We start from the raw sequence: 13,924 nt of genomic DNA, 5'->3' as shown, positions 1-13,924 counted from the left end.
GACGTTCATTTTTTTGTCCGTATTCAAACGGAGTTCATATGCAGTTTTTGTCACCGCTGATCCTTTTCACCAGTTGCACTCTGCTGGCAACCAGCTTGCTGGCCGCCGAACAGGCACCGCCACCCTCTGAGTGCCTGATCAAAAGTCAGCAAATCAGCAGCCAGATTCAGGATGCCAAGACCGAGGGCAACAAGGCCGAGCAAAGCGGGCTGGAAAAGGCGCTCGCCGAAGTCAATGCCAACTGCACGGAAACCTCGCTGCTCAAACAGCGCGAACAAAAGGTGCTGGACGCCAAACGTGAGGTCAGCCGTCGTCAGACCGATCTGAACAAGGCCATGGACAAGGGTGATCCAGAGAAGATCAACAAGCGCAAAGACAAGCTTGCCGAGTCGCGCAAGGAACTGCAGGAAGCCCAGACTGACCTCGAAAAAGTCCAGTCAGACGATTGATCAAGGTTGCCAGGACGCGGCGCTTCGGCTGACCGACAGCGCCGCAGCATGTGTCAGGACACCGCCGGGAAAGCCGACACCCCGAACAGCGCGATAATCAGGCCCATGCCGGCCAGCCAGACAACCGAACGCAACGCCGCAAGGTCTGCCAGATAGAAAATGATGTAGAGCAGACGGCTGGTGATAAACAGCACCGCCAGTACATCAATGGTGACCAACTGCGCATTGCCCGCGATGTGCGCAATGATCACCGCGGCGGCAAACGCAGGGGTCACTTCAAAGCTGTTGAGCTGCGCGGCGTGCGCGCGTCGCGGAAAACCCTCCAGCTTGTCGAGAAAGGCGCGCGGATCATGATTGTGTCCGCTGCCAAATTTGCCGCTGCCGAACTTGGCGATGCCCGCACAGATAATCGGCAGCAATATCGCGACCAGCACGCACCAGAAAGCAACTGTCATACGTCCATCCTTATAGGTTCAGCTTCGATTGAAGCATGCCGGGCACACCCGGTTACAACCTTATGAACCATAGCTCAGCGAAAGGTTCTCGACGTGCGACCTATAACCGCCCACTTAGACCCGTCTCGGGAAAATCAGGTTGAAGGTAGTGAACTGTCCTGGCTCGCTCTGCACCGTCACCTGCCCCTCATGCAGGCTCATGATGGAACGCACGATGGCCAGCCCCAGCCCCGTACCGCCCTGCTGCCGGGCACGACTGACGTGCACGCGGTAAAAACGGTCGAACAGTCGCGGCAAGTGCTCGGCGTCGATGCCGTCGCCCGCATTGCGCACTGCCAACCAGACTTCATCCTCGTGCGTATCAAGGGTAATGGTAATGACACTGCCAGCCAAACCGTGGCGAATGGCATTGGACAGCAGGTTTGAAATCGCCCGCTGGATCATCAGTTTGTCGCCCGACACCTTCGCAGCCACGTGCACCTGCAGGGTGATGTCGCGATCTTCGGCCGACGATGAAAACAGCTCGGCGACCTTCTCTGCTTCTTCCCCCAGATCGATCACCTCAAGCGGCAACGGCGCAGCGGGCTGACTTACGCTGGCAAGAAACAGCATCTGGCTGATCATGCGCGACATGCGCTCCAGTTCTTCGGTACAAGACTCCAGCGCCTGTTTGTATTCTTCCGAAGGGCGCGGCCGGGACAGCGTGACCTGCGCCTTGCCCATCAGGTTGTTCATCGGCGAGCGCAATTCGTGCGCCAGGTCGTCGGAAAACTGCGCCAGTTGCTGCACATCGCCGTCCAGCCGGTGCAGCATGAAATTGACCGCATGGGCCAGATCGCGCAGCTCATCAGGCAAGCCTTTTATTTTCATGCGATGCGACAGATCGCGGGCCGAGATCAGCGCGGTCACTTTACGGAACGCCCGCAACGGCCTGAGGGCACGACGCACCACCCACCAGACGCCAAAGCCGACCAGCAGCAGAATCAACGGCAGGATAAAGAATGTCGATTTCAGATAAGCATGCAGCAGCGTGCTGTCGCTTTCCCGGTCCATTGACAACCTGACCAGAATGTCCTGGCCGGTCTTGAGGCGTATTTCCCGATAACCCATCAGAATCTTGTGGCCGTGTACCGACTGCAACTCCTGAAAACCCTGGGGTATGCGGTCGGCATCGGGGATAGGCAGGTTCCGCCCTTCCTCGTTACCGACCATCATCAATTGTTGGCGTGGCTTGCTCGAATCGAGCACCGCCAACGAGTAGCTGTCGTGGCCGACAATCTGGTCGCGCAGGGTGTGGGGGTATTGAACGATGTCTTCTATGGCGAGAAAACCCTCACTCATACTGTGTTCGATCTGCGCAAACTTCTCGTTCAGGCTGTCTTCGGCGCGCACATCGAGCTGCCGGGAAATAGCCATATAAGCCAGCATCTCCATCACCAGCACCAGGCAGGCAATCAGCGCAGTAACCGTCAGCCCCAAGCGCGTCGAGAGACGGGTCGGCGTCATTCGCGCACTTCCAGCACATAGCCCACGCCGCGCAGGGTGTGAATCAGCTTGGTCTCGAACGGATCATCGATCTTCGCCCGCAAGCGGCGGATCGACACTTCCACCACGTTGGTGTCGCAATCGAAGTTCATGTCCCATACCAACGAGATAATCTGGGTGCGCGACATGACCTCGCCGCTGTGGCGCATCAACAGGTGCAGCAGCGCGAACTCCTTGGTGGTCAGATCAATACGCTGCTTGCCGCGAAACGCCCGGTGCCGACCCTGATCGAGCTCCAGGTCGCCGACCTGCAACACTTTGGCGGTGGTGGTCTGCTCGCTGCGGCGCATGAGGGTGCGAACCCGCGCCAGCAGCTCGGGAAATTCAAACGGCTTGACCAAATAGTCGTCTGCGCCCATTTCCAGGCCTTTGACCTTTTCTTCCAGACGCCCCCGTGCCGTGACCATCATGATGCGCGTATTGACGGTTTTTCTCAGGCGGCTCAGCACTTCCCAGCCGTCCATTTCCGGCAGGTTCACGTCCAGTATCACCACATCGTAAGCCTGATGCTGCGCGAGGTAGAGCCCATCGAGCCCGGTGGCGGCGATATCGACGACATAGCCACTCTCGGTCAGACCCTGATGCATGTACTCGGCAGTTTTCGGCTCGTCCTCGACGACAAGGATTCGCATAAGTCAGGCTTCCTGTTTGATGAGCGGATGATGACGATGCCGTGCAGTGTACTGAAAAGAAACGCTTATCTTGCTGGATAACAGAATCGTAATTTTCCGGCAATCCCTCTGATAACTCCCATTGCATAAAGTCACCCCAGCCAACTTCAGCGCCCAAGTGCCTGGTTGTTAATTTCTGCTTTGAGGGGTGATTCATGGGACTGCGCAACGATGTACGCATGCAACGTACAGACCGCTTTGCAAGGTGCCCGGCATGAGAGTCGGCGCATTTTGCCTGTTGCTGTTACCGCTTGTTGCCCCCGGTGTGGCAAGTGCCCAGGGCATCAGCCTGCCGCAGGCACTGGAAGCGGCCTTTGCCCACAACCCTGAGCTTGCAGCCGCGCAGTGGGAAATCGGTGTTGCAGAGGGTGATCGCCAGCAGGCCGGACTGATCCCCAACCCGGTGCTGTCGTGGGAAGTGGAAGACACCCGCCGCGACACCAGCACCACCACCGTGATGCTCAGCCAGGCGCTGGAACTGGGCGGCAAACGCGGTGCGCGTATCGAAGCGGCCGGCAAGGGTCAGGACGCTGCCAGACTGGAGCTTGAACAGCGTGGCAACGAACTGCGCGCCGACGTGGTTCAGGCGTTTTATGCCGCAGCGCGGGCGCAGGCAGGTCTGGAGCTGGCGCGTCAGTCCAGGGCACTGGCCGAGCGCGGCCTGCATGTCGCCGAAGGACGTGTGCGGGCGGGCAAGGTCTCGCCGGTCGAAGCCACCCGCGCACAAGTGCAGCTGGCAGAAACCGACTTGCTGGTACGCCGTGCCGAAACCCTGAAAATCAACAGCAACCGTGAACTGGCACGCGCCACCGGCTCGCCGACCGCCTCTTTCGAGCGCCTGGATTACACCGACCTGTCGCCGGGCAAATCGCCATCGAGTGCAAGGATGATGACCGCCCTCAATCAGTCCGCCGAGCTGCGCCTGGCCCAGACCCGGATCGAACAGCGCGAAGCCGCACTCGGCTCGGAACGCGCCAAGCGCATTCCCGACCTGACCGTCAGCGTCGGCAGCCAGTACAGCCGCGAAGAGCGCGAGCGGGTCAACGTTGTGGGGCTGTCGATGCCGCTGCCGTTGTTCGATCGCAATCAGGGCAATGTGCTCGCCGCCTCACGCCGTGCCGACCAGTCCCGTGACCTGCGCAATGCCGTCGAACTCAAGCTGCGCACCCAGACGCAATCAGCTCTCGATCAGTGGAGCACCGCGGCACAGGAAGTCGAGTCATTCAACAAGGTCATCCTGCCTGCCGCGCAAAGCGCCGTTGACACCGCAACCCGTGGTTTCGAGATGGGCAAGTTCGGCTTCCTCGAAGTGCTGGATGCGCAACGCACATTGATTTCGGCCCGTAGCCAGTACCTGGAGTCACTGGCGACGGCCACCGAAGCGCGGGTCGCCATCGAGCGTATCCACGGTGATCTCAACCGGTTCAGCTTCACCCCCTGACTGTCTTTTTCCGCCTACATCGAGCGTATCCAAAGGTGCTGCACGTACCTGATCGCCGGGAGCCTTCATGAATAACAAACGAAGCATTGCCATCGCACTGGCGGTGGTGGTCATCATTGGTCTGGGCAGTCTGACGGTGAGCCAGCAGATGCTGCCCTTCGCCGCTGAAACCGACGCCTCGGACAAAAAGCCTGCAGATAAGGAGCATGGCCATGAGTCAGAGGACGCCCACGGCGACGATGACCACGCCAGTGACCCGAAAAAGGCGAGTGCCGCAGCCGCAGAACAGCCCCATGAAGAGGAGGAAGAAGGCCACATCGAGCTGACCGCCGAGCAGATCAAGACGGCCGGCATCGAACTGGCCACCGCCGAGCCTCGGCAAATGAGCACCACCGTGACCTTCCCCGGTGAAATCCGCTTCGATGAAGACCGCACCGCGCATGTGGTGCCTCGGGTCAGCGGCGTGGTCGAGTCGGTCAAGGTCGATCTGGGTCAGGCTGTGAAAAAGGGCCAGGTGCTGGCGGTCATCGCCAGCCAGCAGATCTCCGACCAACGCAGCGAACTGAATGCCGCGCAGCGACGTCAGGAACTGGCGCGCCTGACCCTGCAACGCGAGAAGAAACTCTGGGAAGACAAGATCTCCGCCGAGCAGGATTACCTGCAAGCGCGCCAGGACTTTCAGGAAGCCGACATCAACCTCGCCAATGCCCGGCAGAAGATCAGCGCCATCGGTGCCAGCCTCAGCCCCTCCGCAGGCAATCGCTACGAGCTGATCGCGCCCTTTGACTCGATGGTCGTGGAGAAACACCTCGGCATCGGCGAGATGGTCAACGAAGCGAGCAACGCGTTCACCCTGTCGGATCTGTCCCGCGTGTGGGCGACCTTCGGTGTGGCGCCAAGGGATCTGGACAAGGTGGTGGTCGGTCGCCCGGTCATCGTCAGCGCGCCTGATCTGAATGCGCGGGTCGAAGGCAAGATCGGTTACGTCGGCAGCTTGCTGGGCGAACAGACCCGCGCCGCCGCCGTACGCGTCACACTTGCCAACCCGCAGGGCGCATGGCGTCCCGGCCTGTTCGTGTCGGTCGAAGTGGCTGCCGAGCAGTCCAGTGTCGCGGTCAGCGTGCCCGACTCCGCAATCCAGTCAATTGAAGAAAAACCGTCGGTGTTCGTGCGTAACGCTGAAGGTTTTCAGCTGACGCCGGTGACGCTCGGCCGCCGCGATGGCGGTCATGTGGAAATCGTCAAAGGCCTGGCCGCCGGCACGCAAGTGGCCGCCGCTGGCAGCTTCATCCTCAAGTCGGAGCTGGGCAAAGGCTCCGCCGAGCACGCCCATTGATCTGCGCCACACGAGTACACCTCCATGTTTGAACGGTTGATTCAATTCGCGATTGAACAGCGCATCGTCGTGATGCTCGCTGTGTTGCTCATGGCTGGGCTGGGCATTGCCAGTTACCAGAAACTGCCCATCGATGCCGTCCCCGACATCACCAACGTTCAGGTGCAGATCAACACCTCCGCGCCCGGCTTCTCACCGCTGGAGACCGAGCAGCGGGTTACCTTCGCCATCGAAACCAACATGGCCGGCCTGCCTGGCCTGCAACAGACCCGCTCGCTGTCGCGCTCGGGCCTGTCCCAGGTCACGGTGATTTTCGAAGACGGCACGGACTTGTTCTTTGCTCGCCAGCTGGTGGGCGAGCGCCTGCAGATTGCCAAGGACCAGTTGCCCGAAGGCGTCGATGCCATGATGGGGCCGATTTCCACCGGCCTCGGCGAGATTTTTCTGTGGACGGTCGAAGCCCGCGACGGCGCGCTGAAAGAAGACGGCACGCCTTACACGCCGACGGACCTGCGAGTGATCCAGGACTGGATTATCAAGCCGCAACTGCGCAACGTGCCGGGCGTGGCCGAGATCAACACCATCGGCGGTTTCGCCAAGCAATACCAGATAGCCCCCGACCCGAAAAAACTCGCGGCCTACAAGCTGACCCTAAACGACCTGGTGGCCGCACTGGAGCGCAACAACGCCAACGTTGGCGCGGGTTACATCGAGCGCGGCGGCGAGCAACTGTTGATCCGCGCACCGGGCCAGCTCGGCACGGTGGACGACATCGCCAACATCGTCATCGCCAATGTGCAGGGCACGCCGATCAGAATCAGCAGCGTGGCCGAGGTCGGCATCGGCAAGGAAATGCGCTCCGGCGCCGCGACTGAAAACGGTCGGGAAGTGGTGCTCGGCACGGTGTTCATGCTGATCGGTGAAAACAGCCGGACCGTCTCGCAGGCCGTGGCGGCCAAGCTTGCCGACATCAACCGCACACTGCCCGAAGGCGTCGAGGCGGTCACGGTGTATGACCGCACCAACCTGGTCGAAAAGGCCATCGCGACGGTGAAAAAGAACCTGATCGAAGGCGCGATTCTGGTCATCGTGATTCTGTTTCTGTTCCTGGGCAACATCCGCGCCGCACTGATCACCGCCATGGTCATTCCACTGGCCATGCTCTTCACCTTCACCGGCATGTTCACCAACAAGGTCAGCGCCAACCTGATGAGCCTGGGCGCGCTGGACTTCGGCATCATTGTCGATGGCGCGGTGGTGATCGTCGAAAACGCCATCCGCAGGCTGGCACATGCCCAAAAGAAATACGGCCGCATGCTGACCCGCAGCGAGCGCTTCCACGAAGTGTTCGCCGCCGCCCGAGAAGCCCGTCGGCCGCTGATATTCGGCCAGTTGATCATCATGGTCGTGTACCTGCCGATCTTTGCCCTCACCGGCGTGGAAGGCAAAATGTTCCACCCGATGGCCTTCACCGTGGTCATCGCCCTGCTCGGCGCCATGATCCTCTCGGTGACCTTCGTGCCGGCCGCCATCGCCATGTTCGTCACCGGCAAGGTCAAGGAAGAAGAAGGCTTTGTGATGCGCACCGCTCGCCAGCGCTATGCGCCGATCCTGAGCTGGGTGCTGAGCCATCGCGCCATCGCCTTCGGCATGGCCTTCGTGCTGATCGTGCTGTCCGGCTTCACTGCCAGCCGCATGGGCAGCGAGTTCATCCCAAGCCTCAGCGAAGGCGACTTTGCCTTGCAGGCGCTGCGCGTACCCGGTACCAGCCTGAGCCAGTCGGTGGACATGCAGCAGCGTCTGGAAAAAGCCATCATCGAAAAAGTGCCGGAAGTGCAGCGCGTCTTCGCCCGTACCGGCACCGCCGAGATCGCCGCCGACCCGATGCCGCCCAACATTTCCGACAGCTACGTGATGCTCAAGCCGCAAAGCGAATGGCCGGACCCGGACAAATCCCGCGAAACGCTGATCGCCGACCTGCAAAAGGCCGCCGCCAGTGTGCCGGGCAGCAACTACGAACTGTCCCAGCCGATCCAGTTGCGCTTCAACGAACTGGTTTCCGGGGTGCGCAGTGACGTGGCGGTGAAAGTGTTCGGCGACGACATGAACGTGCTCAACCAGACCGCCGCCAAAATCGCCGCCACGCTGCAAAAAGTGCCGGGCGCCTCAGAAGTCAAAGTCGAGCAGACCACCGGCCTGCCGGTACTGACCATCAACATCGACCGCGACAAGGCTGCGCGTTACGGCCTCAACGTGGCCGACGTGCAGGACGCCATCGCCATTGCGCTGGGCGGTCGTCAGGCGGGCACCTTGTATGAAGGTGATCGGCGTTTCGACATGGTGGTGCGCCTGTCCGAGCAACTGCGTACCGACGTGGACGGGCTTTCCAGCCTGCTCATTCCGGTGCCTGCGAACGCGAGCAGCCAGCAGATCAGCTTCATCGCCCTGTCCCAGGTCGCCAGCCTTGATCTGGTATTAGGCCCGAACCAGATCAGCCGCGAGAACGGCAAGCGCGTGGTGATCGTCAGCGCCAACGTGCGCGGTCGCGACCTCGGCTCGTTTGTCGAAGAAGCGGGCACCACCATCGACAGCGGCGTGCAGATCCCGGCGGGCTACTGGACCAATTGGGGCGGCCAGTTCGAGCAACTGCAATCGGCCGCCAAACGCCTGCAAATCGTCGTGCCGGTGGCATTGCTGCTGGTCCTCGCACTGTTGTTCATGATGTTCAACAACCTCAAGGACGGCCTGCTGGTGTTCACCGGCATACCGTTCGCCCTCACCGGCGGCGTCATGGCCCTGTGGCTGCGCGACATTCCCCTGTCGATCTCCGCAGGCGTGGGCTTCATCGCCCTGTCGGGTGTGGCCGTGCTGAACGGCCTGGTGATGATCTCTTTCATCCGCAGCCTGCGCGAAGAAGGCCGCTCGTTGCACGACGCCATCAACGAAGGCGCCCTCACCCGCCTGCGCCCGGTGCTGATGACCGCCCTCGTCGCCTCCCTGGGCTTCATCCCCATGGCCCTTGCCACCGGAACTGGCGCGGAAGTGCAGCGGCCACTGGCAACGGTGGTGATTGGCGGGATTCTGTCGTCTACGGCGCTGACGTTGCTGGTGCTGCCGGCGTTGTATCAGTGGGCGCATCGGCGCGAGGAGGAGCAGGAAGAGGATGAGGTCAAGGCGCTGAAATAGTTTTAACCGCCAACCACTCACGCTTCAGGATGCTCAAGACAGGGCCTCCTGAAGCTTTCGTGTGCCTGCAATGAACTTTCGCTTGAGGAAAGGTCGAACGCTTAACTTTTGCAAGTAGAACCTGTCCGTAGCCTTTGTCCCACAGGGTTTTCAGTTTTTTCCATGTCGGCCGTTCGCCATTGGAGATGCAACCGGCTCGTTCAAATGCCTATCGTCAGCATACAAACGGGTGTCTGGCGCGGCATTGACCGGCGCCACCCGGCATAAGGAGATGTAGACATTGATGAACAAGGCCAAGGCTCTATGACACGACCCAGTCTCTACGACCGTATCTCCGAGCGCCGACTGGCTAACGAAGCCCTGGCGCGCGAGGAAGCTGAACGCGCCGCTGCGCAACGTGAACTTGACCTCATTCAAGCGGCCATTCCCGTTCCACAGCCCTTGCTCGACGCCCCCTGCAGCTTCAACTTCGGCGGGTTCCATTTCGGCTTCCCGGAAGGGTTCCGCTGCAGCGCGATTGAAGCCACTGTTCACGTTGAGGGAGAGCCTGTTGTCGTCTCCATTCAGAGGCGCGATGTGCCTGAAGGGGCAAACCTTGCCGAGGCATTCGCCGAAGCCGTCAAGGCGCTAAAGCCCCTGCATGGCGAGGTCCGGATCATTCGCCACTATGAAACGCTGTTGGCCGGTAATGCGGCGCTGGGGCTGGATTTTCACTTTCGCGAAGGCTTTGAGGAGCGACACGGGCGCTTGATCGGCGCCATCGTGCCGGTCGCCGATCACAATCAGCGTCAGTGGCTGAGCGTGGGATGCGTGATCGACTCTGAAAAACCCGCGCTCACCACCTGGCTGCTGGATTTCGACAGCATGCTTGAAGGCCTGACCGCCTCCTGAACTCCACTTCACCGCTGACAGGACACGTTTTAATGGACTATCCACTGCACAACATCAGCCTCACTCCCGGTGACGCCCCCTCAACTGTCCGCAGCCTGCAGGAGTAACGGCGATGTTCGAGGCGGCGCGGTTGATGGATGAGATTGATCACACCAGTGCCATGACAGGCTTTGTGCTCGGTGCGATTGTGGGCATTGCGGCAGTGGCGTATGTGTCGTTCACCGTCGCCACCTGCGGGCTCGGCGGAATTTTACTGGGTCTTGCGGTCGGTCTGGCCGGTAATGCCATTGCCAGCCTCGGAGAGAGTATCGGCGCCGCCTTCAGCTCTGCGGCGGGGCAGATCGAGTCGGGCTCGCCCAACGTGTTCATCAACGGTCGCCCCGCCGCGTTTGCCATCGACAGCACGGCGGTGTGCGAAAAGCACTCGCCCATCGTCAAGGTGGCCGAAGGCTCCAGCAATGTATTCATCAACGGCAAGCCTGCCGCGCGCAAAGGCGACAAACTGACCTGCGGCGCAAAAATCGGCACCGGCTCCAACAACGTGTTCATTGGCGGCGGCACCCATCGCTACCTGGCGGTGGACGATGAAGTGTCGGCGACAGCCCGCTACACCGTGGACATTCTGCTGGTGGTCGCGGGCGGTGCCAAAGCGGTGGGCAGCATCGCCAAGCTGGGCCTGCAGGCCGGGCTCAAAGCCGCTGGCCCTTGTGCGCTACGTTTTATGGGCGGCATCGTGTTGAGCGATGCCATCGTTCGCTTTGGCGTCGCCCCGCTGGCGGAAAAAGTGCTCGGCGGCCTGCACGGCAACCCGGTGGACACCACCACCGGGCGCAAACTGCTGATCGACGAGTTCGACTTCAGCCTGCCCGGCCGGATGCCTATCGAGTGGACACGCTTCTACGCCAGCGACCTCAATGTCGACAGCGTGCTGGGCAAAGGCTGGGTATTGCCGTGGGAACAAAGCCTGCGCCGCAAGGGCAGTTTTTTGTACCTCAGCGACAATCAGGGCCGCAGCGTGCCGTTCGTGACACTGGACTACAACCAGCGCATCTACAACGCACAGGAACAGCTGTACCTGGTGCGCACCAACGGCGGTCATTACCTGGTGCAAACGCTGGACAACGTTTTCTACTACTTCGGCGAAGTACCCGACGACAACCAGCCGGTGCCGCTGGAACGCATCGAAAACGCCCTCGGGCATTTTCTGCATTTTGTGCGCAGTGAAGACGGCGTACTGACCGACATCTGCGCCACCGGCGGGCAGCGCGTGCACCTGCACTACGACGAAGTGTCCCACCGCCTGAGCACCGTCAAACGCATCGTTGACGGCAAGGCGGTCGAAACGCTGGTGCGTTACCACTACGACAGCAACGGCCAGTTGAACGGCGTGTACAACCGCAATGGCGATTCGGTGCGCACCTTCAGCTACACCGACGGCCTGATGACCCGCCATGCCAATGCACTGGGGCTTGGCTGCGAGTACCGCTGGGAAGTGCTGGATGACAAACCGCGTGTGGTCGAACACTGGACCAGCGACGGCGAGCACCTTCACTTCGATTATGATTTTGAAGCGCGCCAGACCCGCGTAACCGATGTACTGGGCCGCTGCGCCGAAGTGACCTACAACAAGGACCGCCGCGTCATCGCCAGCACCGATTTCGGTGGCGAGCAGTACCGCATCGCGCTGGACGACACCGGCAACATCACCGGCCTGACACTGCCCGACGGCAATCAGCTGGGCTTTGAGTACGACGACCTGTCACGCCTGACAGCCGAAACCGACCCGCTGGGCCGAACCACCCGCTTCAAACATCACTACAAGACCACGCTGGTCAAACAGGTCACCTACCCCGACGGCAGCACCTGGCAGGCCCGTTACGATGATCGGGGCAACCTCATCACTGAAATCGACGCGCTGGGCAACAAGACCGAGTACTACAACGGCGAAGACGGCCTGCCGCACACCATCACCGACGCGACCCTCAAGTCAAAATACCTGTGGTGGAACAGCCTGGCGCAGGTCGAACGCTTTCAGGACTGCTCGGGCAAGAGCACCCATTACCGGTACGACGAACGCCATCAACTGATCGCCGTCACCGATGCCCTGAACAACACCACCACGCTGGAACGCAAACCCGGCGGCGAAGTGCTGCGCATCGACCACCCGGACGGCAGCCGTGAACGCTTTACCTACAACGCCCACGGCCAGGTGCTGACACACACCAACGGCAAGGACCAGACCACCCACCTGGCCCGCAACGCCCGTGGCCTGCCGGTCCGCCGTCAGGACCCCAAGGGCTTGATGGTCGCGTACCAATACGACAAGGCCCTGCGCCTGGTGGCACTGACCAATGAAAACGATGCGACCTACACTTTCGCCTACGACCATTCCGACCGGCTGATCGAAGAAAAACGCATCGACCAACTGACTCGCCGGTTCAGCTACAACCTGGGCGGGCATCTGACTCAGGTTGAAGAAACCGGCTACAGCGAAAAAGGCGAACGGCCACAGCGCAGCACGTATTTCGAGCGTGATTCGATTGGCCGCTTACTGGCCAGACTCAACGACGATGCCCGTCAGGATTTCGCGTACGACGACAGCGACCGCCTGCTGTCGATTCAGCGCAAGCCCACCGACAGCGGCAGAAAACTCGGCGTGACGGCTGAAAAGCTGGAATAATGAGATGGTCAGCCCGATCCGAGAAACCCGGAGTGTCTACACTTTCCGGGTTTCTCTCTAACGTCGAGGAGATCACTCATGAAAAACGGCCTCAAGCTCTTAGGCATCGACATTGGTAAAAACAGTTTTCACCTCATAGGCCATGATGCAGGCGGCCACCAAGTATTACGCAAGTGCTTCAATCGCAATCGCCTTCTGCAGTTTGCGGCTCAGATTGAACCCTGCACCATTGCAATGGAGTCGTGCGGTGGCTCTCACTGGCTTGCCAGGAAACTCGCCTCGCTGGGGCACCGGGTGAAGTTGATTGCTCCGCAACATGTGAAGCCCTACGTGACGGGCAACAAGAATGACTTCATCGATGCCGAAGCTATATGCGAGGCGGCCTCCAGACCACGTACTCATTACGTTGCCGTCAAGACTGTGGAGCAGCAGGTACTTTCTGTACAACATCGTCTTCGCGAGTCACTGGTTTGCCACCGTACTGAAGCCATCAACAGGGTGCATGGTTTTTTGCTTGAGTTCGGAATTGCCTTGCCAGCCACCAAGGCAGCGATCGCCAAAGTGCCTGAGCTGATTGACGATTCACGTAGCGACCTGCCGCTGCAGTTCAAAAGGGTCATGGAGCATTTGCTGGAGGATATTCATCGCCTTGATACCGAAATAAAGGCCTGTGATGCGCAAATCAAGCAGCAACTGGCGCAAGACGATGCTGGTACACGCTTGATGACGATTCCTGGCATTGGTCCTATTACCGCCAGCGCATTTGTAGCGGATCTGGGTGACGCTTCCAATTTTCGAGCCTCACGAGACCTTTCCGCTTTTCTGGGGCTGGTTCCCAGACAGTTCTCTACAGGCGGGAGACCCGTATTGCTGGGTATCAGCAAGCGAGGTGACAGGCACCTGCGAACCCTGTTGGTGCAAGGTTCTCGAGCGCTCATGATTCGAATAGAACGCCGCGATGATGCCCTTGGGCAGTGGGTAAGAGACTTGTTGGCACGCAAGCATCCGAACAAGGTGGCATGTGCTTTAGCGAACAAGCTGGCAAGAATCGTATGGGCGGTGCTCAGACGAGGTAGCACTTACAACGCATCAATGATCTGAGTAGGACATAGGCGTACCGGCTTTTGCGACGCAGTGATGATGACGATAAACAGCTCATGGCCAGACTGAAAACCTGATAGGCAAAGCAGCCTTCGAGGCTTTAGGGATTTTTGAGGACAGTAAGGCGGCGAATACTCATCAAGGGCCGGGCAGCGAAATTGCCCAGAAT

General features: G+C 60.2%; 10 protein-coding genes. 7 read left to right on the top strand and 3 right to left on the bottom strand.

Annotated elements, in window-relative coordinates:
- Window positions 1-38 precede the first annotated feature (38 nt).
- Window positions 39-449, top strand: coding sequence for a DUF1090 domain-containing protein (locus tag PSPTO_RS02005; RefSeq protein ID WP_005763550.1), 411 nt, complete (start codon window positions 39-41; stop codon window positions 447-449).
- Between the two features lie 53 nt (window positions 450-502).
- Here PSPTO_RS02005 and PSPTO_RS02000 read toward each other — a convergent pair whose 3' ends face one another.
- From PSPTO_RS02000 to PSPTO_RS01990, 3 genes are all read right to left on the bottom strand, one after another.
- Complete coding sequence (locus PSPTO_RS02000) at window positions 503-904, bottom strand: MAPEG family protein (RefSeq protein ID WP_003382364.1); 402 nt, start codon at window positions 902-904, stop codon at window positions 503-505.
- A 114-nt stretch (window positions 905-1,018) separates the two neighbouring features.
- The gene (locus PSPTO_RS01995; RefSeq protein WP_011103124.1) at window positions 1,019-2,410 is read right to left on the bottom strand and encodes a heavy metal sensor histidine kinase; all 1,392 of its coding nucleotides are present in this window, start codon (window positions 2,408-2,410) and stop codon (window positions 1,019-1,021) included.
- Window positions 2,407-3,081, bottom strand: a complete 675-nt coding sequence (locus tag PSPTO_RS01990; protein WP_003382360.1) for a heavy metal response regulator transcription factor — start codon at window positions 3,079-3,081, stop codon at window positions 2,407-2,409. Before PSPTO_RS01990 ends, PSPTO_RS01995 begins: the two co-directional genes overlap by 4 nt.
- Before the next feature lie 253 nt (window positions 3,082-3,334).
- Here PSPTO_RS01990 and PSPTO_RS01985 point away from each other — a divergent pair, with 253 nt between their 5' ends.
- From PSPTO_RS01985 to PSPTO_RS01960, 6 genes are all read left to right on the top strand, one after another.
- Complete coding sequence (locus PSPTO_RS01985; RefSeq protein WP_007244563.1) at window positions 3,335-4,561, top strand: TolC family protein; 1,227 nt, start codon at window positions 3,335-3,337, stop codon at window positions 4,559-4,561.
- Between the two features lie 67 nt (window positions 4,562-4,628).
- Window positions 4,629-5,897, top strand: coding sequence for an efflux RND transporter periplasmic adaptor subunit (locus PSPTO_RS01980; protein WP_005763543.1), 1,269 nt, complete (start codon window positions 4,629-4,631; stop codon window positions 5,895-5,897).
- Window positions 5,898-5,921: 24 nt separating this feature from the next.
- Window positions 5,922-9,083 (top strand): CusA/CzcA family heavy metal efflux RND transporter, encoded by a 3,162-nt coding sequence (locus PSPTO_RS01975; RefSeq protein ID WP_011103123.1) that lies wholly within the window; start codon window positions 5,922-5,924, stop codon window positions 9,081-9,083.
- Window positions 9,084-9,386: 303 nt separating this feature from the next.
- Window positions 9,387-9,974, top strand: a complete 588-nt coding sequence (locus PSPTO_RS01970) for a hypothetical protein (RefSeq protein ID WP_011103122.1) — start codon at window positions 9,387-9,389, stop codon at window positions 9,972-9,974.
- A 112-nt stretch (window positions 9,975-10,086) separates the two neighbouring features.
- Window positions 10,087-12,654: a PAAR domain-containing protein gene (locus tag PSPTO_RS01965; RefSeq protein WP_011103121.1), complete on the top strand. Its 2,568-nt coding sequence runs from the start codon at window positions 10,087-10,089 to the stop codon at window positions 12,652-12,654.
- A 78-nt stretch (window positions 12,655-12,732) separates the two neighbouring features.
- Window positions 12,733-13,755 carry an IS110-like element ISPsy7 family transposase gene (locus PSPTO_RS01960; RefSeq protein ID WP_011103120.1) on the top strand — a complete coding sequence of 341 codons (1,023 nt, stop codon included), beginning with the start codon at window positions 12,733-12,735 and terminating at the stop codon, window positions 13,753-13,755.
- Window positions 13,756-13,924: the final 169 nt, after the last annotated feature.

It is taken from the genome of Pseudomonas syringae pv. tomato str. DC3000 (assembly GCF_000007805.1).
Lineage (GTDB): Bacteria > Pseudomonadota > Gammaproteobacteria > Pseudomonadales > Pseudomonadaceae > Aquipseudomonas > Aquipseudomonas avellanae.
This window is presented reverse-complemented; position numbering and strand designations above follow the sequence as displayed.